At 46.1% G+C, this 24,156-nt stretch carries 21 protein-coding genes and 8 tRNA genes; all 29 read right to left on the bottom strand.

Annotation, left to right across the window (positions count from 1 at the left end; genetic code table 11):
* Nucleotides 1-52: 52 nt before the first annotated feature.
* A complete protein-coding gene (locus H7T88_RS20735; RefSeq protein WP_154891567.1) occupies nt 53-1,006 on the bottom strand; it encodes a sugar phosphate isomerase/epimerase family protein in 954 nt (317 codons plus the stop codon).
* 55 nt (nt 1,007-1,061) lie between these two features.
* Entirely contained in the window at nt 1,062-1,934 is an 873-nt protein-coding gene (locus H7T88_RS20730; RefSeq protein WP_154891568.1) for a carbohydrate ABC transporter permease, read from the bottom strand.
* 75 nt (nt 1,935-2,009) lie between these two features.
* Complete coding sequence (locus H7T88_RS20725; RefSeq protein WP_154891569.1) at nt 2,010-2,906, bottom strand: ABC transporter permease; 897 nt, start codon at nt 2,904-2,906, stop codon at nt 2,010-2,012.
* A 104-nt stretch (nt 2,907-3,010) separates the two neighbouring features.
* Nucleotides 3,011-4,597 (bottom strand): extracellular solute-binding protein, encoded by a 1,587-nt coding sequence (locus H7T88_RS20720; RefSeq protein WP_154891570.1) that lies wholly within the window; start codon nt 4,595-4,597, stop codon nt 3,011-3,013.
* A 503-nt stretch (nt 4,598-5,100) separates the two neighbouring features.
* A complete protein-coding gene (locus tag H7T88_RS20715) occupies nt 5,101-7,362 on the bottom strand; it encodes a helix-turn-helix domain-containing protein (protein WP_221790101.1) in 2,262 nt (753 codons plus the stop codon).
* Nucleotides 7,363-7,632: 270 nt separating this feature from the next.
* On the bottom strand, nt 7,633-8,580 hold the full coding sequence (locus H7T88_RS20710) for a ribose-phosphate diphosphokinase (protein ID WP_090924777.1): 948 nt from the start codon (nt 8,578-8,580) through the stop codon (nt 7,633-7,635).
* 90 nt (nt 8,581-8,670) lie between these two features.
* On the bottom strand, nt 8,671-9,510 hold the full coding sequence (gene hisJ / locus H7T88_RS20705) for a histidinol-phosphatase HisJ (protein WP_221790100.1): 840 nt from the start codon (nt 9,508-9,510) through the stop codon (nt 8,671-8,673).
* A gap of 14 nt (nt 9,511-9,524) precedes the next feature.
* Entirely contained in the window at nt 9,525-10,262 is a 738-nt protein-coding gene (gene hisIE / locus H7T88_RS20700; RefSeq protein ID WP_221790186.1) for a bifunctional phosphoribosyl-AMP cyclohydrolase/phosphoribosyl-ATP diphosphatase HisIE, read from the bottom strand.
* 1 nt (nt 10,263) lies between these two features.
* Nucleotides 10,264-11,025, bottom strand: coding sequence for an imidazole glycerol phosphate synthase subunit HisF (gene hisF / locus H7T88_RS20695; protein WP_221790098.1), 762 nt, complete (start codon nt 11,023-11,025; stop codon nt 10,264-10,266).
* Between the two features lie 30 nt (nt 11,026-11,055).
* Nucleotides 11,056-11,790 carry a 1-(5-phosphoribosyl)-5-[(5-phosphoribosylamino)methylideneamino]imidazole-4-carboxamide isomerase gene (gene hisA, locus H7T88_RS20690; RefSeq protein ID WP_221790096.1) on the bottom strand — a complete coding sequence of 245 codons (735 nt, stop codon included), beginning with the start codon at nt 11,788-11,790 and terminating at the stop codon, nt 11,056-11,058.
* Nucleotides 11,791-11,952: 162 nt separating this feature from the next.
* On the bottom strand, nt 11,953-12,573 hold the full coding sequence (gene hisH / locus H7T88_RS20685) for an imidazole glycerol phosphate synthase subunit HisH (protein WP_221790094.1): 621 nt from the start codon (nt 12,571-12,573) through the stop codon (nt 11,953-11,955).
* 3 nt (nt 12,574-12,576) lie between these two features.
* On the bottom strand, nt 12,577-13,218 hold the full coding sequence (gene hisB / locus H7T88_RS20680) for an imidazoleglycerol-phosphate dehydratase HisB (RefSeq protein ID WP_221790091.1): 642 nt from the start codon (nt 13,216-13,218) through the stop codon (nt 12,577-12,579).
* Nucleotides 13,211-14,515, bottom strand: coding sequence for a histidinol dehydrogenase (gene hisD, locus H7T88_RS20675; RefSeq protein WP_221790089.1), 1,305 nt, complete (start codon nt 14,513-14,515; stop codon nt 13,211-13,213). Before hisD ends, hisB begins: the two co-directional genes overlap by 8 nt.
* A 69-nt stretch (nt 14,516-14,584) precedes the next feature.
* Nucleotides 14,585-15,244, bottom strand: coding sequence for an ATP phosphoribosyltransferase (hisG, locus tag H7T88_RS20670; RefSeq protein ID WP_090924770.1), 660 nt, complete (start codon nt 15,242-15,244; stop codon nt 14,585-14,587).
* Nucleotide 15,245: 1 nt separating this feature from the next.
* Nucleotides 15,246-16,445, bottom strand: coding sequence for an ATP phosphoribosyltransferase regulatory subunit (locus H7T88_RS20665; protein WP_221790087.1), 1,200 nt, complete (start codon nt 16,443-16,445; stop codon nt 15,246-15,248).
* 600 nt (nt 16,446-17,045) lie between these two features.
* Nucleotides 17,046-17,588: an acyltransferase gene (locus H7T88_RS20660; RefSeq protein WP_221790086.1), complete on the bottom strand. Its 543-nt coding sequence runs from the start codon at nt 17,586-17,588 to the stop codon at nt 17,046-17,048.
* Nucleotides 17,585-18,241 carry a pyrophosphatase PpaX gene (ppaX, locus tag H7T88_RS20655; RefSeq protein WP_221790085.1) on the bottom strand — a complete coding sequence of 219 codons (657 nt, stop codon included), beginning with the start codon at nt 18,239-18,241 and terminating at the stop codon, nt 17,585-17,587. Before ppaX ends, H7T88_RS20660 begins: the two co-directional genes overlap by 4 nt.
* A 6-nt stretch (nt 18,242-18,247) precedes the next feature.
* A complete protein-coding gene (lgt, locus tag H7T88_RS20650; RefSeq protein WP_154959922.1) occupies nt 18,248-19,282 on the bottom strand; it encodes a prolipoprotein diacylglyceryl transferase in 1,035 nt (344 codons plus the stop codon).
* Nucleotides 19,283-19,479: 197 nt separating this feature from the next.
* On the bottom strand, nt 19,480-20,418 hold the full coding sequence (gene hprK / locus H7T88_RS20645; RefSeq protein ID WP_090924765.1) for an HPr(Ser) kinase/phosphatase: 939 nt from the start codon (nt 20,416-20,418) through the stop codon (nt 19,480-19,482).
* Nucleotides 20,419-20,782: 364 nt separating this feature from the next.
* A complete protein-coding gene (locus H7T88_RS20640) occupies nt 20,783-21,907 on the bottom strand; it encodes an ABC transporter ATP-binding protein (protein WP_090924764.1) in 1,125 nt (374 codons plus the stop codon).
* A 103-nt stretch (nt 21,908-22,010) separates the two neighbouring features.
* Complete coding sequence (locus H7T88_RS20635; RefSeq protein ID WP_221790084.1) at nt 22,011-23,207, bottom strand: PucR family transcriptional regulator; 1,197 nt, start codon at nt 23,205-23,207, stop codon at nt 22,011-22,013.
* Nucleotides 23,208-23,356: 149 nt separating this feature from the next.
* Nucleotides 23,357-23,429 (bottom strand) — tRNA-Lys (locus H7T88_RS20630).
* Nucleotides 23,430-23,434: 5 nt separating this feature from the next.
* Nucleotides 23,435-23,520: transfer RNA gene (locus H7T88_RS20625), tRNA-Tyr, on the bottom strand.
* 12 nt (nt 23,521-23,532) lie between these two features.
* Nucleotides 23,533-23,605: transfer RNA gene (locus H7T88_RS20620), tRNA-Phe, on the bottom strand.
* Between the two features lie 19 nt (nt 23,606-23,624).
* A tRNA-Asp gene (locus H7T88_RS20615) sits at nt 23,625-23,702 on the bottom strand.
* A gap of 9 nt (nt 23,703-23,711) precedes the next feature.
* Nucleotides 23,712-23,787: transfer RNA gene (locus H7T88_RS20610), tRNA-Thr, on the bottom strand.
* Nucleotides 23,788-23,792: 5 nt separating this feature from the next.
* Nucleotides 23,793-23,868, bottom strand: a tRNA-Val gene (locus H7T88_RS20605).
* Between the two features lie 9 nt (nt 23,869-23,877).
* Nucleotides 23,878-23,954 (bottom strand) — tRNA-Met (locus tag H7T88_RS20600).
* A gap of 43 nt (nt 23,955-23,997) precedes the next feature.
* Nucleotides 23,998-24,089: transfer RNA gene (locus tag H7T88_RS20595), tRNA-Ser, on the bottom strand.
* Nucleotides 24,090-24,156 lie beyond the last annotated feature (67 nt).

The raw sequence follows: 24,156 nt of genomic DNA, 5'->3' as shown, positions 1-24,156 counted from the left end.
AGGCTGTGCGCTCTAACAGCCCAAGCCAACCGATCTTATCACTTTGTCTAAACTATACTTCTAAACTCGCAAGTTTCTGCATTAGCAGATCATGACTTTCGTGAATCGCTTCCGGTTCACAGGCTGACTTCAGTTCGTATACCTTCACCTGTGCTTTACGGATCATAGGCAGATATGCATCATAGAAGTGCATATCCTTACTGTGCACGTATGGACACCAGTGATCCGATAATCCCAGCGTTTCATGGATATGAACACCAACGATATCATCCATGAGCCCCTGCATCTCACCTACACTATCGTACAGTCCCAGTCGATCCATCATAATGGCATGACCCGTATCGTACCAAATTCCGACCGGAGCGCCCTTCAGAGCCTGAATGATCGTTTTCGCTTCGGCAAGTGTAGGGATTTGTTGCGGTCTTGAGCGGGTCTCGATCCCAAAACGGACGTTTAGCCCCTTGGATACCGCACGGTTGCAAACTTCATCCAGACTGACGATAATTTTTTCAATATACCCTGCGCTCAGGGCCTCGCGCCGCTCCATGAACTCTGCCCATTTGCTCTGATAATGCGGAGAGTCCGTTCCTTCTTCGCGATACAACTTTTCCAGATCCTTGCTGACATCATGTGGGAAAGGTACCTCGCCTGGGTGTACAACAACCGCTTCCCCTCCATAACGATGCGCATATTCAGCCGATCCAACCAGCAGATCAATGGCCCGCTTACGCTTGACTTCATCTTCAAAGCCGAGCAGCACAGAATCGGTTCCGTAATCAGGATCGGGATCATGGGGGAATGTGTTGTGTACACTGGACACCCCAATCTCTCCGCGCTCAATCATCGGCTCGATTGTAGTCAGCATTTCCTTCGTTACGTTATAGTTAAGCTCCACCCGGCGAAAGCCGAGTCCTGCAATTTCCCGGATCATGTCTTCTCCTACAGGATGTCTCCTGATATTCCAGCATGTCGAGAATGAGTATTCTCCCTTGTCAATTCCCTGCATAATACATTCCTTCTCCTTCCCCGGTTGTGATGTTTGCGTGAATGGGGACTACCAATTAACCTTTAACCGCTCCTTGCATTGCGCCACTAACAAAATACTTTTGCAACCAAGGATATACGAGCAGGATCGGTACTGTTGCAAAAACAACCGTAGCAGCTTTGAGACTTTCTGGTGTTAATCTTGTACGGTTTGCACCCTCCAGCAATGTAAGCTCACTTACCATGTTGTTTTGTACCATCTGATAAAGCTTCAGTTGCAATGGATATAGTTTCGGATCGTTAATGTACATCAGGGAATCCTGGAATCCATTCCAGCGTCCAACTGCATAAAACAGAGACAGTGTAGCAAGCACAGGCAGAGACAGTGGCAAAATAATTTTAAAGAGTGTGTGCACATGAGAGCTTCCATCGATCTCGGCAGACTCTTCTAGGCTGTCCGGTATTCCGCGGAAGAAAGAAATCAGGATAATCAGGTTAAATGGACTCACCAATCCAGGTAAAATCAATGCCCATACCGAGTTCAGCAAATGAAGATCACGAATCAACAAATACTCAGGAATAATCCCGCCGCTGAAGAACATCGTAATGATAATGATGTACATAAACAGCTTGCGGCCTTTCAACTTTTTCTTTGTCAATGGATATGCTGCAGCAATGGTGAACAACATACAGAGTAACGTCGTTGCAACCGTTAGGAGCGTAGTAAATCCTAGGGAATAGATCATGGAACTATCTGAAAATACTTGACCATATGCATCCCAGGTGAACTCTTTCGGGAAGATCGTTACTTCACCTGATGTAATGGCCCGGTTCGAACTCATGGATATGGCAATGGTATGCAAAAACGGAGCAAGACAGAATATGACAAACAAACTAATAAAGGTGACATTAACAATATCGAAAATACGATTCGAGGTGCGGTCACTCATCTGTGCACAACTCCTTTACTAATGGTCTATATATACAACAAGCCGAAGGGCATACATCTTATTGCTTTTGTGAGTTTAAAGAATACCTTCTCCCGTCGTTTTCTTCGAGATATAGTTGGAACCGAGGACAAAGATCAGTCCAACAACCGCCTGGAATAAGCCTACAACCGTTGCAAGTGTATACTGCCCGGATTGTATACCCATTCTATATACGAAGGTACTAAGTACATCGGAATATTCACGAACAGCCGTATTACCAATAACGAAAGGCCGGTCAAAACCGATGCTGACCATATTTCCAAGATTAAGGATAAGCAGGGTTACAATCGTTGGTTTAATGCTTGGCAGTGTAATATGCCAAATTCTCTTCAGCCGCGTTGCGCCATCGATCTCAGCTGCTTCGAACAATTCCTTGTTCACACCGGTTAATGCAGCCAGATATAGAATGGTTCCCCACCCAGCGCTTTGCCACACACCTGTGAACAGGTAGGTAACAAGCCATGGATTTTTTTCTGTCAAAAATGGGATGGAATTCAGGCCTAGACTCTCTAATATTCCGTTTACCATACCGGATTGATTACCAAACAACTGGTATACAATCCCCCCGATGATAACCCAAGAGATAAAGTGAGGAATGTACAGAATGGTCTGTGAAACTTTCTTAAACCATTTGAATCGCACCTCATAGAGCATAATCGCCAGAATAATTGGAGCAGGGAATGAAACGATCAGATCAAGAAAATTCAGCATAAATGTGTTGCGTAATGTAGTGTAGAAATCCGGCATTGCGAATACCTCACGAAAAGCATCGAGGCCGATCCACTCACTACCGTTAATCCCTTGGAACAAGTTAAAGTCTTTAAACGCAATCTGCACACCATACATCGGTCCATAACGGAAAATGATAAAGTAAATCAGGGGCAATGAAATTAACGCATACAGCTGCCAGTATCTCTTCAAGTATGTGGTCATGTCTCTCTCTCCTCCTCACAAACGAAGAAACGCTATGCCGCCGCCTAAAGCGACGGCACAGGCCTCATCGAAACCCTTCAATTTACATGAAATTCATGTCAATCTTATTGTTCAGCAGCTTCCAACTCTTTTTTAAGATCTGCTCCACCCAGGGACATGTAGTCAGCCATTTCTTTTTCATAGACTGAGTCGAAATCAGCTGGTTTTGCCATAGCTGTTTTTACGATAATAACGTCCAATTTGTCTGACAGTGCTGTACTGTACTTCATCTCAGCCTGAATTGGCTTACTGAAGACAATTGGTCCAACAGTATCTGTGTTTGCAACTTCAAGTGCTTTTTTCAAGATTTCCTGATTGGCTGGAGGGAATCCCATAATCCATGCTTTTTCATTCATGGCTTGATCACCCAGGTTTTTACCGTTCGAGATGATAGCTGTATCACCTGCGTTGAACAAACGATCTTTTGCTTCTTGAGTAGCGTCTGCTTTAGCAACTGGAACACCGTCTACCAGATCATAGTTCTCGCCTTCCACACCATCATAAATGGCAGTAAGGTTTTTATCGGAAGCCATCCAATCCAGATATTTAATCGCTTCTGCTGCACGTTCGCTGCTCTTAGGAATCATGATGTACATACCATTTGATCCATAACGGGACTTGATATGTTTTCCATCAGCATTTGCATTGGTGTATGCATCCAGCGGAGCCAATTTGCTGTCCGGTTTGTTTGTTTTCAACAGATCATAAGATCCATCTGGCCAGAAAATGGAGTCCACATCTTCAGAGAAGAAACCAGTATTTCCATTGGCAACGTCTTTATTTAACTGAGTTTTATCCTTATCCAAACTGAAATCTTTACTGATCAGGCCTTCGTTGTACAACTTGTTCAGGAACTGCATAGATTCTTTAAATCCTTCATGCAGAGGTAATTCATAACGTTGAGAATATGTTTTATCCCCAGCGATTGGCTTGATGAAAGAGTAGATCAGTGGCTCATAGGAAGCTGGTGCAAGTGCAAAACCCATAGGGATGTTTTGACTTCCCACCTTGCCAGGATCTTTTTCCTTGAATGCTTTCAAGGTGTTATACAATTCATCTGTTGTTTTAGGTGCTGGCATTCCCAGCGTATCTAACCAGTCTTGACGAACAAAGGAGCTGTACCGAGCAGTAATTGCACGTTTACCCGGAATCGCGAACTGTTGTCCTTCCACTTGACCAAACTTTAATGTATCGTCGCCCAAAAACTTTTTCAGATTCGGTCCATACTGATTAATCAGATCACCTACATCTGTCAAACCGCCTTGTTGTGCATAGCGGTAAAACACGCTGGAGTCATAAACGAAGACAATATCCGGAACGTCCGAAGCACTAGCCATCAGGACATTCAGCTTGGTTACTTCCTCAGAACGTTGAACAGGTACGAATTGTACGTCAATGTTGTTCGGATCACCAAAATTCTTTTGAATCATTTGAGAGATAAAGTTGTTTGAGATCGTGTACTGAGAAGGTGTTTTACCACGGTCGAAAAGCTCCACCTTTAATGTGACGCGTTTTCCATCACCAGCTGCTCCGCCTTCTGCTGATTTGTTGTCTGAAGATCCGCACCCCGCAAGTAGTGAGACACCCATTACTGCTGTAAGTGCCAAACCCATCAACTTCTTTAGACTCCCTTTTCTTGTCATTCTGTTCATCCCCTTTGGCTTTACGTGAATGTTTTAAAGCTTGCCCTGAGTATTCCATACTATTGTGATCCCAGACAACTGACTAAATTCGGGTAGATCAATAAAAGAGTTTCGGTTTGCATCATATGCTTATTTTCGCAGACCGCCAAAATGCCCGAAAACCCTATGGTATCAGGCTTCAACAGTGCTTCTACCCCTTTTGTGTGTAAGGTACAGATAAACCATTTTCCCACACTGACTAAATTCGTAAATAACATACCAATGTAATGGTGGAACATCTTCTTACATAGTGATGAAAGCATCATGTATATTTCTAAAACTTTCAAGCGCTTTCATTTTTAGATTGTTAAATACACAAAATAAGGTGAACCATTGCATGTGATATCTCCATACATTCTGGAGACTCATTGCAATGATTCACCCTAATTTAAGAAATCAACACTCTCATCATGTGCGAAAAACTGACACAATCATTTGATTCATTCATAAAATTTTGCCTTTTCTGACCTAGCTCACTCATCCGCAACCTTCGGATCTTTCTTCATCCGCCGATAATCTCCGGGAGTAATTCCAGTAACCCGCTTGAACACACGTCCAAGTGTGATCCCGTTCGCATAACCGACCTTCAAAGCGATATCCTGCAAGGAATAATCGGTATCAAGCAACAACTTCTCTGTTTCTTTCATCCTAAGGTCGGTCACGAAGTCAACAAACTTCATGTTGAATTCGGTCTTGAACAGATAGCTGGCATGCTTTCCGGAAATCTGAAAACGGTCACTCAGATGTTTAAGCGACAGATCGGGATTGGTGAACTGCTCCTCGATATACTTTTTCATTTCATTAACCATCGCTTTGTAGCTCTTCGTTTCCGTTACAGCAACGTATGTCCGGAACAAATCGGTAAGACTATCGAATAACAGCACCTTAACATCATCCAGCGACTCTGCTTCTTCCATCGCTTTCAGCCAATTGTTGATGTTTTCTTCAGACAGTTCTTTCTGTAACCCTTCAGACATCATAGAGACTTCACGGCTGAGCATTTGGAGCATCGCCTGAATCAGGGAACGGATCTCATCATCTGGCAGCTTATTTCGCTCAAATTCCTTAAAGATATCCTCCAATTGCTCTCTCCACTGTCCACTCGACATCCTGAACCGTTTGACAAAGTCTGCAATCATCTGTAGATATGTGTAGGTCTCCAGCAATGGATGCTGCATCTCGCTTGCTTCCGCCTCACCCACATCGCCATTCATCAGTAGCTTACGCTGCATCACCGCTTCAGCGGCTGTAAACGATTGATGGATCACCCCAATTCCTTCAGCAACAGGTCCAATGCCAAAGCTGAGGGAGATTCGGAGGTTCTGCTCTACCCAGGATTTACATTCCTCAGCAACCAATCGAATCTGTTTGGCTAAATCCTGTCCTTGCTGCGTTTCTTCCTTCGAAAAGAAAAGAATAGCAATCCGATCTGCACTGATCCATTCAGTCCAGCATTGGACTTTCGTATCCCGAGACAGCTCCTGTAGTACATTCATCAGGGCAAACTTAAGTGTGTTTTGTTCACCTCTGGTGAACTTCTCCTGAAATCCCTTCTCATAGCGGTTAATATCCCCAACGACCACTATAAAACGGGAAGCCTCATGTGCTCCATCAAATGGAGATACCTCGTACAGTTGCCCAGCTGCATTATCTACGTGCTCACCTTGAAGCAAAGCGCTGAACAGCTTACTCCGCTGCATAAGCACATTTTCACGGCTCTTTTTATCATAATCCATCATATGATTGATCAGATTTTCAAGTACACCGTCAATCATCTTCATCTCGTCCATACGAGCACCGGATTGTTCAAATGCCTTGATCTGTTGAGACTCAATCCGATTCATGATGATTTGAATTGGCTTGTAGTTCCGCCGGGTCACATACACGATATAGATAATTGCACAAATTACCGTCAGTATGGCAATGAAAACCCAAACATACGATACAACAGAAACCCAACCAAACAAATTACCCGCTTTGATGCCGCTAGTAAGCGTCCATCCCAATCGTTGCAGAGGTAGTTCATTTAACTTGGTACCTTCGAGTGCACTCTCCTTATCGGAATGTGCATTATAGATAATTCTGCCCTCTTGGTCGGTTATTGTCAGGAAAGTAAGCTTTCCGTTAACCATCCCGTCCACACTCTGCTTGATGCTACTCATCTTGATATTGATGACCAATACACCTTCTGTGCCAAAAGGCAATGGCATTTCTTTATTGACGGTCAATACTTGCACTGGTGTCTTCTGCACATCGTCCCATTCAATCTCCCGAACAGGCTGCCACCCTTGTCCCATAGTACCTTTTAGAATTTGACTTATCCATTCTTTGTCTCCGAAGCTGTCCACTTCTCTAGAACCACTCACCGTTATCACACGTTGGTGTTGCTTGTCATACAGGTATATGGATTGAATCCAAGAAGATGAGTTCATCATCTCACGTAAGTTTTGTGCAATGGTATATACTGTATCTGAATTGTTTGGGTTATTTTCGTTAAAATAAAGCCTGTACGCCGGTTCATATTGCACTTTCTCTGTCACAGCCAGTTCAATGTCCCGAATTGTATGATCCAGCGTAGTCGCAAGATAACTGGAAGATATCTGGTCAGCCTTCTTCGTTTCTTCTTTGGAAATGTCATTAATGAAGACAAACGCACTAAAAATGAGTATGGTCATCGTAAAGAAAAATATAGGGAAATACGAAAAGAGTAACCGATAATACCACGTGCGCGACAATAGACCCCACTCCTCACTCCACGATGCCAATGTCCATCAGCCGTGGTTCTACTGTTTAGTATCCGTAACAAAGCCATTCCAGATTCATCTATAAATAAAACGCTATCATTTCTTAATATTTATAGTTATTATAGCACAAGCGACCAAACAGCAAAGCACAGAATTCAATTCGTGGGGTTAACACAAAAATACCGTGCTGAGCAAATGCACTCAGACACGGAACATGAAACGAGATTGGGCTGTGATGTACACATTTATCTCATTTTAAAATTAAATACCAGAATCCTTAAACAGTGTGGCCATAGATCCGCCATCAACAATGATGCGAATAGCTCGTGAAAGCATTGGCGCGACGGGTAATACTTTAAAACAATCTGGGTGATCCTCCGGCAGTGCAATGGAGTCTGTTACCACAACTTCCGTAATCGATGGATGATTTAATTTGCTTACTGCTCCATCCGAGAACAAGCCATGAGTTGCGCAAACATAAGCATTCTCTGCACCCCGTTCTTTCAACCCTTCAACAACATTTACAATCGTTGTACCTGTATCGATCAGATCCTCGATAATAATCGGTGTTCTTCCCTCAACATCACCGATAACATGCGTGATAATCGATTCATTATGACTTGGACGTTTCTTGATCATGATGGCAAAAGGTGAATCCAAACGATTCGCCAGCTTCTCCGCCATGGATGCCCGTCCGGCATCAGGAGAAACCACAACCGGATTTTTGATCTCTTTACTGAGCAGGTATTCGCTGATTAAGTCGAGTGATGTCATGTGATCCACCGGAATGTTGAAGAAGCCCTGAATTGCAGCCGCATGCAGATCAATCGTAACCACCCGGCTTGCTCCTGCTGTTGTTAATACATCTGCAACCATCTTGGCCGAGATAGGCTCACGTGGAGCAGACTTCCGCTCTTGCCGAGCATAGCCGTAATACGGAACGATAATATTTACCGTGCGTGCCGAAGCTCGTTTTGCCGCATCAATCATAACAAGCAATTCGACAAACAGTTCATTAATCGGATGAGACAAAGACTGTATCAAAAACACATCACAATTGCGGATCGTTTCTTCGTAATGAACGTATATTTCTCCGCTCTTGAACCGGGACAGTTTAATCTTACCCAGTTGTACTCCCAGCTTGTCGCATACCTGCTCTGCAAGCTTAGGGTTAGATGAACCGGAAAAAATACGTAACGAATGCTGCATAATGCCCTCCCGCGGGTTTATCCCCGATCATAATTCCTTGTATAGTTAAATTGGAGAATCCAACTTGTATAAAAGGTGGTTTTACCCTTATTATACTCCACTGCTGTCTACATTTAAAGGAATGAACGAGCGCTGGCGGCTTTCGAAAACAGCAACTTCCTTACAGCCAAGTTCATGCAAAAGCGCCTCCGCCTCTGGCAAATAATCGCCTAGCTTCATCGGATCATGTGCATCCGATCCCATCGTCAGAGGAATACCCAATCGAATCGCTTCGGTTAGCATTCTTCGGCTTGGGAACATCTCTGCACAAGGTTTGGACAGACCTGAAGCATTCAGCTCCATAGCGCAGCCGCTCTTCGCAATAGCTTGCAAGGCCGCATTCTCGAGTGCAATGCGTTCCTCATTTTGCTCAGGAGATGGTACATAACCAAAACGTTTGATCACATCCGAATGTCCAATGATATCATACAACCCTGTAGCGGCTGCTTTGCTTACAGCATCATAATACTGGCGATATACTTCAAGGACATCCTTGCCTTCCCAGTGGTGGGTCTGCCGGAAATCTGTAATATCCCACTCACCAAGGAAATGCACAGAGCCGATTACATAATCCCATGGATAACGTTCAATGATTGAACGAATCTCCGATTCCCAACCTTCGATATAATCCCCTTCAAGACCAACACGGACATCAATCTGCCCGCGGTAACGTTCCTTCAAGATGAAACATTCCTCTACATATCGTGGCAATTCATCCATAGGCATGGCCATCTCTGGATAGTATTCAGCCGGATCTACGTGCAGGAGCGGCATATGATCAGACAACCCAATCTGGGACAGACCGATGGCGATCCCGCGTTGCACGTATTCTTCCAGCTTGCCAACAGCATGTCCGCAGCGTTCATGGTGGGTGTGATAGTCTATACGCATTCAGCGTTCGCCTCCTAATCGCGGCGCGGCCGTTCGTGACGGCGACTCAATTCGGACATGATGTCATCCAGCGGTAGCTTGCGCTCTTGGAGCAATACGAGCAAGTGATACATCAGGTCACTGACTTCAAGACGAAGTTCGTCATTGTCTTTATTTTTCGCGGCAATAATCGTCTCGGAGGCTTCCTCACCGATTTTTTTCAAGATTTTATCGACACCTTTATCGAAGAGATACGTGGTATACGCACCTTCTGGGCGTTCTCGCTCACGTTCAGCAATGACGGATTCCAGTTCAGCAAGAACCTCAAAGCGGCTTTCCGCATTAGATGAAGAGGTTGTGCTGGAGTTTGTAGTGCTTCCCGCTTCTTCTTTGTTGTCTTGTTCCGTTTCACTTGCGGACAACCCGATAATTTCATTATGGAAACAGGTCACTGCACCTGTATGACAAGCCGGTCCCTTCGGTTTCACCTCAACTAACAGTGTATCGCCGTCACAGTCATATTTTAAAGAAACGATCTTCTGAACATTGCCTGAAGTTGCTCCTTTATTCCACAGTTCCTTACGCGAACGTGACCAGAACCAAGTTTCCCCCGATTCAAGTGATAACTTGAGGGATTCACGGTTCATATAAGCCATCATTAACACTTCACGGGTATCCACATCCTGCACAATGGCAGGAACCAGTCCTTCATCCCAGCGGATATGTTCCACAACCTGCTCCAAGGAGAGTTGCTCCTTGATTTCATCGCTCACTTTAGTCACGGATTTCCACCCCTTGCTCTCGTAATTGTTGTTTTAATGCCGGTACGGCAATTTCTTTATAGTGGAAAATAGTTGCGGCCAGACCTGCGTCCGCTTTGCCTGTTGTGAATACATCATAGAAGTGCGATTCCTTGCCTGCACCGCCTGATGCAATGACTGGAATACGTACCGATTCCGAAACGGCAGCGGTCAGCTTCAGATCAAAACCGTCCTTTGTACCATCTGCATCCATACTGGTTAACAGAATTTCTCCTGCACCCAGTTCTTCGGCTTGTTTAACCCACTCCAGTGCTTTGATCCCAGATGCTTTCCGTCCGCCGTGGGTGTACACTTCCCACTCACCCCACGCCTCGTTATACTTGGCATCAATAGCTACCACGATACATTGCGAGCCAAAGCGGCGTGCGCCATCCGCAATAATCTGTGGATTAAGTACTGCTGCTGTATTTACCGCAATTTTGTCCGCACCTGCACGCAAAATACGCTTCATATCCTCCACTTTGGAGATCCCGCCACCTACCGTAAACGGAATGGCAATTTCGCCTGCTGTCTGTCTTACGACTTCCTCCATCGTTTCACGGCCCTCCACCGATGCGGAGATATCGAGAAATACGAGCTCGTCCGCGCCTTCGCGGTCGTACAGTGCCGCCAGCTCTACCGGATCACCCGCATCGCGGAGATTGACGAAGTTCACGCCTTTAACGACCCGGCCGTCCTTCACGTCCAGACAGGGAATGATTCTTTTTGCCAGCATACTGTCTCTTCCTCTCTACCCGGTTATCCGTTACTTGTTAACCAAACGCACCGCTTCAGCCAGATCAATACTTCCCGTATACAAAGCTTTACCTACAATGGCTCCGCCAACACCGTCATCTGCATGACGACTCAAACGAAGCAAATCATCCATCACACTGACACCGCCAGAAGCAATAACTGTACGTCCGCTTGCTTTGGCAAGAGACACAATTGCCTCAACATTAGGCCCCTGCATCATACCGTCACGGGAGATGTCCGTAAAGATAAACGTTTCCGCTCCATAAGCAGCAAGTTCCTTCGCCAGCACTTCAGCCTGTACCTCAGAGGTTTCAAGCCATCCACGAGTGGCAACACATCCGCCCCGCGCATCGATACCAATCGCTACTTTATCTCCGTAACGTCCCAGTACTTCTTCCGTAAAAGCACGATCCTCAATCGCCGCTGTCCCGATAATCAATCGGCTAACACCCAGTCCCAATAAACGCTCAACGTCAGTGACTGTACGAAGCCCGCCGCCAACCTGCACAGGTACATTCACTGCGGATGCAATACGTCCAATCAACTCATCGTTAACCGGGTGTCCTGCTTTGGCGCCATCCAGATCCACCAGATGAACGTATGTACCGCCTTGCTTCTCCCAGTCAAGCGCAACCTGAACCGGGTCATCGTTGTACACCGTTTCTTGATTATAATCTCCCTGCACCAGTCTTACACATTTGCCGTCCCGGATATCGATTGCCGGATATAAGATAAAAGATGACATACAAGTCCTCCTGAGTGTAGATTCGATTGAAATTTGCTTAAACGTTCATGTAACTTCAAGTTGAATATATTTAAAACTGATTTTGTTTTAGATGAGTATAACAGTACATACAGCTTACTGGAATAACCGCTATACGCGATAAAGGTCAGGCTTATATTGATGTTAAACTACTGAGCTGGTCAAAGAGAGGAAGTTGCCCAGCAGTTTCATGCCAAGCTCACCGCTCTTCTCGGGATGGAACTGCATGCCGAAGTTCGATCCTCTACCGACAATCGCTGTAACGGGATGTCCGTAATCCGTAACGGCAAGCAGATCACCCTTGTTCTCCGTAAGTGCATGATAAGAGTGAACAAAATAGACATGCCCTGCATCCAGACCTGCGAAGAGCGGATTTTCCGGATGTAGAAATTCCAAGCGGTTCCATCCCATATGGGGAACCTTCAGCTCACTTGGTGCGAAGCGCACTACTTTTCCCGGTAAAATGTCCAATCCCTCATGCTCGCCATGCTCCTCACTGGAGCTGAATAATAGTTGCATGCCTAGACAAATGCCAAGGAGCGGTTTCGTTCCAGCAGCCGATTCTTTAACGACCACATCCAGGCCCGTCTCACGCAAATGCACCATCGCGTCGCCAAAAGCACCAACCCCCGGCAGAATAACGCCATCTGCGGCAAGAATAGCTTCCCGCTCACCCGTGACCAGCGCTTCATAGCCAAGACGTTCGACCGCTTTGCCGACGCTGTGCAGGTTCCCCATACCGTAATCGACAATTGCAATCGCCATCGTCTACAGCACTCCCTTCGTGGAGGGCACGCCGGTTACTCGTGGATCGATCATCGTTGCTTCATCCAGCGCACGTCCGAGAGCTTTGAAGACTGCTTCGATCATGTGGTGTGTGTTCTGACCGTAGTGCACAATGACATGTAGCGTAATCCGCGCTTCGAGCGCTAATTTCCACAGAAATTCATGCACAAGCTCTGTAGAAAAGCTTCCTACTTGTTGTGACGGGTACTCGGCCCGGTATTCAAAGTGCGGACGGTTACTCACATCAATGATAACTTGCGCGAGCGCTTCATCCATCGGTACAAACACGCTCGCATAACGCTTAATACCACGTTTGTCGCCGAGCGCCTGGTACAGCGTCTGTCCCAGACAAATACCGATGTCTTCAACCGTATGGTGATCATCAATATCAATATCTCCGCGAGCCTGTACGTTAAGATCAAATTGTCCATGCTTTGTGAACAGATCGAGCATATGGTTCAGAAACGGTACATCCGTTTCAATATTCGATTGCCCTGTGCCATCTACGTTGAATGACAGCTGGATATTGGTTTCGTTCGTTTTGCGGTCGACCTCCGCTTGGCGAACTGCACCATTATTTTGGAGCTCTACACCCTGTTCTGCACTCTTATTCTGATTATCCATTGTCCGATTCCGCCTTCCCTTCCTGTTCTAAACGTACAGCGATTGCACGAGCGTGTCCTTCAAGCCCCTCATGACGGGCTAATTCTATAATAGCCGCTCCGTTCTGCAGCAATGCCTCTTTACTATAATAAATCAGACTCGATTTTTTGATAAAATCATCCACATCTACCGGTGAGCTAAACCGGGCAGTTCCATTGGTCGGAATAATATGATTCGGTCCGGCAAAATAATCGCCAACCGGTTCGGAGCTATACGGCCCGAGGAAGATCGCACCAGCATTCTCGATCCGCCCAGCGTAAGCCATCGGCTCCTGCACCATGATCTCCAGATGCTCCGGTGCAAGCCGGTTCACGACATCGATTCCCTCATCGATGGAATCCACCACAATAATCGCGCCATGTTGCTCCACGGAAGCAGAAGCGATATCGCGCCGCGGCAGCACATCCAGCTGCCGCTGCACCTCGGCCTGCACAGCTGCCGCCAGCGAGGCCGAATTCGTGACGAGAATGGCCGATGCCATCTCGTCGTGCTCCGCCTGCGACAACAAGTCCGCAGCGACATACACCGGGTTCGCCGTACCATCGGCGAGCACCACAATCTCACTTGGCCCGGCGATACTGTCGATATCGACTGCCCCGTACACCTCGCGCTTCGCGAGCGCCACGTAGATATTACCCGGTCCACAGATCTTGTCGACCGGGGCAATGCTCTCCGTGCCGTAAGCGAGGGCGGCGATGGCTTGCGCGCCGCCAACCCGGTACATCTCGTTCACGCCCGCTTCCGCGGCAGCCACGAGAATGTACGGGTCAATGCCTTCACCGCCGTTCGTCGCCGGCGGTGTGACAAGCACAATCTCCGGCACGCCTGCAACCTGTGCCGGAATGACATTCATCAGCACCGACGATGGATACGCTGCTTTCCCTCCAGGGACATACACGCCGACTCGTTTCAGCGGCCGAATAACCTGGCCGAGCAGACTGCCATCCGGCTGCCAATCCATCCACGAATTGCGTTTCTGCTTCTCATGAAACGCACGAATGTTAACGGCGGCTTGGCGAATCGCCGTCACAAAAGATGGCTCAACGGCTGCATACGCTGCCTGGAGCTCCTCCTGCGGCACGCGCAACTGCGCAGCCGTCAGCGTCGTGCGGTCCAACTGCTCCGTGTAACGCAGCAGGGCCGCATCACCTTCCCGGCGAATATCTGCGACAATTCGCCGTACCGATTCATTTTGCTCCGGTGTACCATACTCCACTTCCCGCTTCAGATCAAATTCCCGTGCCGGTACAATTTTCATGCGTACAACCTCCTTACATATCAATTGACTCACTAATCTATTCGCTATCGTTCTTTACTGATCTGTTCGCTATCTTCTCGCACTTCCCGCAGTAACCTCATTCCCACTTGGGATGACCGATTGAAGTGCATCACACAGCGCCTGAATACGTGCGTTTTTCATCCGGTAGCTCACCCGATTCGCGATCAAACGGCTAGTAATATTCAGAATTTCCGTCATTTCCACAAGTCCGTTCTCACGTAACGTCTGCCCGGTCTCCACTAGATCGACAATCCGATCAGCCAGTCCGATTAGAGGCGCAAGCTCAATTGATCCGTTCAGCTTAATAACCTCAACCTGTTGTCCTTGCTCACGGAAGTACTGGGAAGCGATTCGTGGATATTTGGTTGCAACTCGCTGCTGGATACCTGCCTTCCAGTCCGGTAGCCCGATAACCGACATACGGCACTGGGCAATGCCTAGATTCAGTAGTTCATACACATCACGATCCTCTTCAAGCAACACGTCTTTCCCGACAATGCCAATATCGGCAACACCGTACTCCACGTACGTTGGCACATCCACAGGTTTGGCCATAATGAATTCCATACCCGCTTCTGGTACCTCGATCACCAGCTTGCGTGTATCGTCCACGTCCTCTGGAATGTCTAGTCCTGCCTCACGGAACAATTTGGAGGCCTTTTTATAGATGCGGCCTTTAGGCATGGCCACCTTCAGAATATCCGACATCTCAGTTCCCTCCCTTTTTCGATCCATAGATGATGACCTGCTCCACCTGATCCGCAGTCGTTTCGCTTGTTACAGATGTCGTCTCTGCCTTTTCATTAGCAAGAAGAGATGTAACTACATTGTGACCCAAACTTCGTAATCTAGCTGCTTCGGTCAATGCCTCAGCACGGTGATCTGGGCTATATTCAATACGTACCGTTTTCGTCTCTTCAATCGTAATGCCATGAACACCATCGATAATCCGGTTTGTTTTCAACGCAAATCCTGTAGCCGGAAGAGCGCGCCCAAACTGCTGCAACAGATTGTCATATCGTCCGCCGCTACACACAGGAGATCCCAGCTCTGCCGCATAACCTTCAAATGTCATGCCTGTGTAATAGGAGAAATCCCCGATCATCGTCAGATCAATCAGCACATGCTCAGAGACACCATAGGCCTCCAATACTTCAAACACTGCACACAGATGTGCAATGGATTGTGCCGCTTCAGCACTTGAGCTAAGTTCGCTCGCATGTGTGCATATTTCTTTCCCGCCACGCAGGCGTAAAATCGCTTCAAGTTGCTGTTTTTGTTTGGGTTCCAGTTGCAAAGCTTCAATGGACTGACGGTAGCCCACATAATCACGACCTAATAGCCCTTCCTTCAACTGTTCCTGCTCAGCCGTCTGACCCGGAATCACTTCTTCCAGCAGTCCATTCAGAAAACCCATATGACCCATTGCTATTTTAAAAGAAGATACACCCGCTGCCTGCAATGAGGCAATCGCTAATGCAACTACTTCAGCATCCGCCTCAGGAGAATCGTCCCCTACAAGTTCAACACCTGTTTGGAAAAATTCAGCCTCCCGTCCAGCTTCCTCTTCAATGGAACGAAATACATTCGCATGATAGGACAGACGTAGCGGCAAAGCCTCATCTTTGAGCATCGATGATACTACACGCGCAATCGGAGCTGTCAGATCAGAACGTAGAACCAGTGTCGTTCCCCGGCTGTTCAGCAATTTAAACAATTTGCGATCCGAAGTAGAGCTAGCCACCCCTACTGTGTCGTAATACTCAATCGTTGGCGTTATGATCTGACGATAACCCCAACGCTCCATGCACTCCAGTACATTTCGTTCAATTTTACGCAGCTTGGACACCACATGTGGTGTATAGTCACGGAAGCCAGTTGGTTTTTCAAAGCCTTTTGGTTTGGACATGGAAATGATTCACCCCGAGTCATGAATTTGGATTGTTATATAAGGTTGCACTATAATATCTTCACATCTGCTAAAATACGATAACAAAATTTAGATTTTCATCTCTATCGTCTCTAACGCTCTATCTCAAAAGGATTTATGTATGACAAATCCCCGTTCTATGTTAGTTACCCTAATTTTCAGTAAAGCCGCATGTTCTTTGGCTTAACGAAGGCTTCACCTTTTACAAGAATAACCGTCTACTCTATAGATTAATTGTCACCTTCATCCGGTTCACTTTCACATGGTAAAGTGCTAACAAACTAAAGGATATGGGATATGATAACATGGAAGCTGCGGAATCGTCAACAATCTTAAGCTATGACTGCTCTTGGTGACCTATCCGATCTAAACCCACTTGTCCTGTTGTCCGTGTCTTACGGCTCCTAACCATTTGCTTCAATTCAAGTTTTGTATACGAAAAAAGCTGCCCTCAGCAGCTCTTCCCTCAATGCATTAGTGTTCATGCATCAGTTCATAAATCATTCTAAGTATCAGTCATGTATCACTTCATACACGCCCTTCTAAGCACTTATCCTTACAAACATGATAATCACGCGCTTAATGTAGCTTTCGCTGAGAAGGTTCCTCCGTCTTGAACACCATTTCTTCCGTCGATCCTGACGGACGTGACAAATCACGTAAGGGATTGCCTCCAACAAAAGCTCCTGGAGCAACATCCTTATGAACTACCGCTCCGGCAGCAACTACCGCTCCGTCTCCAATCGTTATCCCTGGCAAAATCGTTGTATTCGCCCCGATCAGCACATTGTCTCCGATAATGACATCGCCAAGTCTGTACTCTTTAATGAGATACTCGTGAGCCAGAATCGTGGTATTGTAACCAATCACTGAATTTTCACCAATCGTTATTTTTTCCGGAAAAAATACATCCACCATTACCATCAGGCCAAAAGCTGTATGCTCCCCCACCTTCATACCAAGCATGCGTCGATAAATCCAGTTCTTGAGAGGCAAAACAGGACAGTACCGTGACAACTGAATCCAGATAAAATTACGAACGCCCTTCCACGGGCTCACTGTCTTGTAGATATGCCAAAGTGCATTTTGACTTTCTACCGGATAGCGGGTTACTTTTCTCATGAACGACCCGTTCCCGCAAGAACCATATCCAGCAAATCCCTCATATCATGCAAAATGTAATCTGGCTTATACCCGCTCAGCACCTGCTCCCCTTTAAGCGACCAGGCCACACCAGCGGAGAGAGCGCCTGCATTTTGCGCCGATTGAATATCGACAGGACTGTCCCCGATCATCAGTGTGTGAGCTGGGTTCGATCCCAGTTCCGCCATCGCTTTTTGCACCGGTTCTGCATGAGGTTTGGGATGAGTGACATCCTGCACAGTCACAATGGACTTCATATATTTAAGCAAATCAAAGCGCTCCAGCACCTTTAATGTAGAAGGACGAATTTTAGTCGTCACCACACCCATCGTAATCCCTGCCTGATCCAAAGCCTCAACAACCTCGATCACATGGGGGAAGGGTCTGACCATCGCCTCATGGTGAATATCATTATAAGCACGATAACCTTTGACATACTCCGATACCTCTTCCTGACCTGAAAAGGTTCGCATTTGTTGCTCCAATGTGCCTCCCATATGCGGAATAATCTGCTCTCTTGTCCACGGGTCAGCATGATCCCAACCTCCCATAACATGCAGGAATGAGTTGATAATCAGCTCATTGGTATCAATAATCGTTCCATCCAGATCGAACAGTACCGTATTAATCACGTTGCATTACTCCTTTTTATCTTCAACTTGCTTCGGATCATCTTGAGCCTGATTTGGTGCTGTTGTTACCTTGTCCTCTTCAACAGCTACTGTTTCTGAATGTCCAATATCATCTGCAGCCACTTTCGACGAGACAATCGGATCACTATAATGTGCACTTGCTTTACCTGTCACTCTTCTCACGACAATAAACACAACAGCGGCAACAATAATGCCAATCGCAAGCAGTTGTGAAATTCGTACATTACCGTACGCTGGATCTAAATAACCTTGTTCGAAGCCGAGTGCAGTCATTGGAGACCATAATCCGTTCACCAAAGAAGCGATCCACTCTGGAGCCTGAAAACCCAGACTGTCCGTACGCACAGCTTCAATAAAGAATCGTCCGATGGAATACCAGATGAAATAGGACATAAACATCTCGCCTGCACGCATGAACTTCTGACGACGAAGCACCAGCAACAGGATCAGCCCTGCAAAACTCCATACGGATTCATACAAAAAGGCCGGATGATGAAATACACCTTCCACGTTCATTTGATTCACAATAAAGTCTGGCAAGTGCAGCTTGTCCCTTAAAAATGATTCCTCTACAGGACCGCCATACGCCTCCTGATTTACAAAGTTACCCCAGCGTCCAATCATCTGTCCAACGATCAGTCCAGGTGCACAGATGTCGGCCATACGCCAGAAGTTATATCCTTTACGACGGAAGAAAATGACTGCACATATAATGGCACCAATCAGTGCGCCATAGATCGCAATACCGCCATTCCATATTTTAAAAACGTCCCATAGGTTGTCCTTATAATCTTCCCACTTAAAAGCCACATAGTAGATTCGGGCTCCAATAATTGCAGAAGGCACACCTAGCAAAACCATATCCATGAACACTTCTTGCGGAATATTAAATCTTTTGCCCTCCCGAATAACAAGCAGCAACCCTAACAGCGCCGCAGTACCCAAGATAAGCCCATACCAGTGAACCTTTAAAGCGCCAATAGAGAACGCGATCGGGTTCAACAGTAATAATGTATCCATTCATTCACACTCCTATCAATCAATTCACATCGGTAAGCATGACTGTCTGGAGCCTGCTATCCACCTTCCGGTTTGAAGGTGTGCAGACCCCAGTTGTCATGCCTCATGAAAACTTTAATCTTTATTTTATAGCTTGATGCTTAATATTGCCCCTACCCTGCTATTCAGTTGATCGGGGTAACTTTCCTTAGCCCACCTTAGTCCATATCTTCCATATCTTCTGAAATCGTTGCAGTCAGCTTGTTCGTGAACTGGAGTGCAGCATTAAGCCCCATCTGTTTTAAGCGATAGTTCATGCCCGCCACCTCAATAATTACAGCCAAGTTTCGTCCAGGACGAACCGGAATAGTAACCAAGGGTACATCGGTATCAATAATACGCGTTGTTTCTTCATCCAATCCCAGACGGTCATACTGTTTATCCTGCTGCCATGCTTCAAGACGTACAACCAATGTAATCCGTTTATTATTACGTACAGCCCCGGCGCCAAACAAAGTCATAACGTTGATAATACCGACACCCCGGATTTCAAGCAGGTGACGGATCAGTTCTGGTGCGGTACCGTGAAGTTGAAAGTCGGAGGTTTGGCGAATTTCAACGGCATCATCGGCAATTAGACGGTGACCGCGTTTAACAAGTTCAAGCGCAGTTTCACTTTTACCAATACCGCTACTGCCTGTGATCAACATACCTACACCATACACATCACACAATACACCGTGAATGGTGGCTGTAGGTGCCAACTTACCTTCCAGAAATCCCGTAATACGGCTGGAAAGAATCGTTGTCGCCATATTGCTACGAAGCACAGCCAGATTCTGTTCTTCACTGATATCGATCAGTTCCTGAGGAACTTCGAGTCCACGTGTAACCACAATACAAGGTGTTTCCTCTGTGCATAGACGCTGCATACGTTCACGGCGCTCATGTTCAGGCAACATTGCAAAAAAGGCCAGCTCTGTTCTTCCCAGCAGTTGCACCCGCTCTTTTGGATGATATTCAAAGTAACCAGCCATCTCCAGGCCAGGACGGTTAAGATCATCTACCGTGATAAACCTTTTCAAACCCTGTGACCCCGACACCACTTCCATCTGAAACTGCTGTACCAATTCGGATACTTTCACTTTTTTCGCCATTTGTCTCTTCCTTTCAGCATTCGCTGTGCCTCTATGTACCCATTCGTGTATCGTTTCTTTCCATTATTAGCGTATTCACATCAACATTCATAACCAGGTCACTTCGCCTGTAAAATATCGCTCTAATAATACTCCAACATGCAACATTTTGAAGACAGACCTTCAAATAATCTTAAATGAATTTGGGATCGATTGCAATCGCAGACTCCTTGCTCTATCTGCACTATATTTCCACCCGAACGTATTCATCATCCCTTGCATTTTTGAAAAAAGCCCCTTCCAGCGAAAACGGAAGGGGCTCGATTTACATTATATAATTACGTTACTTCCAGATTCCATCGTTACCGAGGAACCTTCAGTAGAATTAGTCTTGAAGAAGTACGTTAACTTCGGATTCCTTGTCAAAGATATGAACTTTGTTCATGTCAATGGCCATTTTAACTGTGGAACCATCACGAGTGTTAGAACGTCCGTCTACACGTGCAATTGTAGTGTCGTTACCTACACCGCTCAAGTAAAGGAGCATTTCGTGACCCAGGTTCTCTGTTACATCTACGTGAGTAGAGAATACAGAGTTCGGGGAAGCTTCCAGGAATACTGGCTCTTCGTGAATGTCTTCTGGACGAACACCCAGAATAACTTCTTTACCAACATATCCTCTGGATTTCAGCACTTGTGCTTTACCTTGCGGGATTTCAACATCCACACCAGGAGCTACGAAGTGAAGACTCGCACCTTGCTCAGCCAGTTTACCCGAGATGAAGTTCATTGTCGGGGAACCGATGAAACCAGCTACGAACAGGTTCGCCGGGTGGTTGTACAGCTCTTCAGGAGAAGCTGCTTGTTGGATGATACCATCCTTCATAACTACGATCCGGTCACCCATCGTCATTGCTTCGATCTGGTCATGCGTTACGTAGATAACGGTTGTTTCCAAACGTTTAGCAAGCTTAGTGATTTCCGCACGCATTTGTCCACGAAGTTTCGCATCCAAGTTGGAGAGAGGCTCATCCATCAAGAAGACTTGTGGATCACGGACAATCGCACGTCCCAAAGCGACACGTTGACGTTGACCACCGGACAATGCTTTAGGCTTACGCTCAAGCAAGTGCTCGATGTCGAGGATTTTAGCTGCTTCACGTACACGTTTGTCGATCTCATCTTTTTTAACCTTACGCAATTTCAAACCAAATGCCATGTTTTGATATACGCTCATATGCGGATACAAGGCGTAAGATTGGAATACCATCGCAATATCGCGGTCTTTAGGTGCAACATCATTAACGACACGGTCACCGATATAGAGTTTACCTTCAGAAATTTCCTCAAGGCCTGCGATCATACGCAGTGTTGTTGATTTACCACAACCGGACGGACCTACCAGTACCAGAAACTCTTTATCTTTAATGTCCAGGTTAATGTCAACTACAGTTGCTTTATCAGAACCCGGGTATTTTTTGAAAATATGCTCTAAACGTACTCCTGCCATGATTGTTGCCTCCTCAGAGATCATTTTGTAATCGAATACAATTTGTAGTTTTATAATACCCTATCGGTTGGTTATCTGACTATTCGCAAACTGCACAAAAATATTAAGCCTTTTTCGTCACTTTGTACATTAGAAGTAAAAGTTGCACAACGATCGCACTTTTAAAGTGTCTTACATCATAACCAATCTCTTGTTTAATCTTATCCAGACGGTACACCAGCGTATTACGATGGATAAACAAACGCTTTGCTGTCTCGCTGACGTTACAGTCTAAACTGAAGAAGGTCTCCAATGTAGCCAACGTCTCGCTGTCATTATAGAGCGTCGTATCCTTTCCCGTTTCCCGAATAAAACGCATTCGCTGTTGCTCTGAAATACTAGCCACCAATTGCTCTAGTTGCAGATTCCAAGGAAGGTGGATATGCTGTGTAACGTGGAAAGAGCGACCAAGCTCCATGCTTTCCTGAAGAAGGAATGTCACCTGAAGCAACGCCTCTTTGGGAATACACGGTAGCGAAGCTGACAAGTGGAAAACGCCGGCGAACTCACTGGCCACAAGCTCATACAGTCCCATACAAAAAGCGTTGAGTGACTCTTTTCTCGCCTCTGCTGTATCTTCATCGGCCTCACCGGTAACAATCTCTTCGTCTCCCATGAAGAGCCATTCTTGCTCACCCAACGGGATTAGTGTGATGTCTTCACCAAAATAACTTTCGAGCAACTTATTCAAAACTATAGAGTCAACACGTTGAGAATCCGGAGTCTCACCCTGCAACAGAAAAAGAACTTTCTCCTCCTGAAATCCTGCAATAGAAGCAAACGAATCAGGCAATGGATCGAAACTGCCCGCATCGTAGTCTTTAATTTGCTCCTTAAGCCATATTCCCAGCGAAGATAATTGTTTATCGGTATCATTCTTGAATAGCGATGAATTTTCGCCTTGACTCATAATAAACTTATTAAGAATCAGTAATTCAATTAGACGGCGAGTCTCCATTGTAATAGATGCCGCATCACATCCCCAGCACAGAACGGTTTTTACCTGCTCATTTATGCCAACTTTGAAAAAGACGCGCTCACCATGGTGTAAACTCAGAACATCAGAAGATATTGAAGAACTTTCTAATGAACCACGCTCACCTTTACTCGCTCTATTTAGAATATGCTGCGGTTTATTTTCATCCAAGCCAATTAAATGATCAATGGATTGTATCCACTCATGCATCGTAATTTCATATTCATCCAATGTGGTGCCTATAATAACTTCAATTTGCTGTTTTAAATCAGGTATGAGCTTCATCTAATGAACTTCACCACTCTGCTTTATTTTTATCATCATTTTATCATATCTTGATGTTTACTGCTCTGTATCCACAATTCTTGAATATATCAGTGTAAACAAAAAGAGTGATCGATCATTATTATGATCGATCACTCTTTATTTAAAGATGAGTCATGAAGGATTCGAACCTTCGACACCCTGATTAAAAGTCAGGTGCTCTACCAACTGAGCTAATGACTCAAAACTGGTGGAGGATGATGGATTCGAACCACCGAACCCGTACGGGAGCAGATTTACAGTCTGATGCGTTTGGCCACTTCGCTAATCCTCCAAGAATTAAAGGTGGCTCGGGACGGAATCGAACCGCCGACACGAGGATTTTCAGTCCTCTGCTCTACCGACTGAGCTACCGAGCCGTATTTAATTTTAGATTAATGGCGGAACCGACGGGATTCGAACCCGCGATCTCCTGCGTGACAGGCAGGCATGTTAGGCCAACTACACCACGGTTCCAGGCATTAATGGTGCCGGCGAGAGGACTTGAACCCCCAACCTACTGATTACAAGTCAGTTGCTCTACCAGTTGAGCTACACCGGCGTATATGGTGGAGGCTGAGGGGATCGAACCCCCGACCCTCTGCTTGTAAGGCAGATGCTCTCCCAGCTGAGCTAAGCCTCCTGGGTAATATGGTAGCGGCGGAGGGGATCGAACCCCCGACCTTACGGGTATGAACCGTACGCTCTAGCCAGCTGAGCTACACCGCCATATTATAAATGTTTCGATTGCTTGTCCATCCTTAGGTAAAGATGGCGGAGAGAGAGGGATTCGAACCCTCGCACCGATTACTCAGCCTAACCCCTTAGCAGAGGGTCCCCTTATAGCCACTTGGGTATCTCTCCAAAGACAATCTTAACGTTGTACAAGGATTGCTCCTTGAAAACTAGATTCGAAACGAAACGTACGCGA

Origin of the sequence: Paenibacillus cucumis (ex Kampfer et al. 2016) (assembly GCF_019748695.1) — a bacterium.
In the GTDB taxonomy this organism is placed as follows: Bacteria; Bacillota; Bacilli; order Paenibacillales; family Paenibacillaceae; genus Paenibacillus; species Paenibacillus polysaccharolyticus.
This window is presented reverse-complemented; position numbering and strand designations above follow the sequence as displayed.

What these genes read in the sequence shown, in the direction of transcription:
- H7T88_RS20735 (WP_154891567.1), bottom strand. Translation starts at nt 1,006, where the DNA reads ATGCAGGGAATTGACAAGGGAGAATACTCATTCTCGACATGCTGGAAT.
- H7T88_RS20730 (WP_154891568.1), bottom strand. Translation starts at nt 1,934, where the DNA reads ATGAGTGACCGCACCTCGAATCGTATTTTCGATATTGTTAATGTCACC.
- H7T88_RS20725 (WP_154891569.1), bottom strand. Translation starts at nt 2,906, where the DNA reads ATGACCACATACTTGAAGAGATACTGGCAGCTGTATGCGTTAATTTCA.
- H7T88_RS20720 (WP_154891570.1), bottom strand. Translation starts at nt 4,597, where the DNA reads ATGAACAGAATGACAAGAAAAGGGAGTCTAAAGAAGTTGATGGGTTTG.
- H7T88_RS20710 (WP_090924777.1), bottom strand. Translation starts at nt 8,580, where the DNA reads ATGCAGCATTCGTTACGTATTTTTTCCGGTTCATCTAACCCTAAGCTT.
- hisJ (WP_221790100.1), bottom strand. Translation starts at nt 9,510, where the DNA reads ATGCGTATAGACTATCACACCCACCATGAACGCTGCGGACATGCTGTT.
- hisF (WP_221790098.1), bottom strand. Translation starts at nt 11,025, where the DNA reads ATGCTGGCAAAAAGAATCATTCCCTGTCTGGACGTGAAGGACGGCCGG.
- hisA (WP_221790096.1), bottom strand. Translation starts at nt 11,790, where the DNA reads ATGTCATCTTTTATCTTATATCCGGCAATCGATATCCGGGACGGCAAA.
- hisH (WP_221790094.1), bottom strand. Translation starts at nt 12,573, where the DNA reads ATGGCGATTGCAATTGTCGATTACGGTATGGGGAACCTGCACAGCGTC.
- hisB (WP_221790091.1), bottom strand. Translation starts at nt 13,218, where the DNA reads ATGGATAATCAGAATAAGAGTGCAGAACAGGGTGTAGAGCTCCAAAAT.
- hisD (WP_221790089.1), bottom strand. Translation starts at nt 14,515, where the DNA reads ATGAAAATTGTACCGGCACGGGAATTTGATCTGAAGCGGGAAGTGGAG.
- hisG (WP_090924770.1), bottom strand. Translation starts at nt 15,244, where the DNA reads ATGTCGGATATTCTGAAGGTGGCCATGCCTAAAGGCCGCATCTATAAA.
- H7T88_RS20665 (WP_221790087.1), bottom strand. Translation starts at nt 16,445, where the DNA reads ATGTCCAAACCAAAAGGCTTTGAAAAACCAACTGGCTTCCGTGACTAT.
- H7T88_RS20660 (WP_221790086.1), bottom strand. Translation starts at nt 17,588, where the DNA reads ATGAGAAAAGTAACCCGCTATCCGGTAGAAAGTCAAAATGCACTTTGG.
- lgt (WP_154959922.1), bottom strand. Translation starts at nt 19,282, where the DNA reads ATGGATACATTATTACTGTTGAACCCGATCGCGTTCTCTATTGGCGCT.
- hprK (WP_090924765.1), bottom strand. Translation starts at nt 20,418, where the DNA reads ATGGCGAAAAAAGTGAAAGTATCCGAATTGGTACAGCAGTTTCAGATG.
- H7T88_RS20640 (WP_090924764.1), bottom strand. Translation starts at nt 21,907, where the DNA reads ATGGCAGGAGTACGTTTAGAGCATATTTTCAAAAAATACCCGGGTTCT.
- H7T88_RS20635 (WP_221790084.1), bottom strand. Translation starts at nt 23,207, where the DNA reads ATGAAGCTCATACCTGATTTAAAACAGCAAATTGAAGTTATTATAGGC.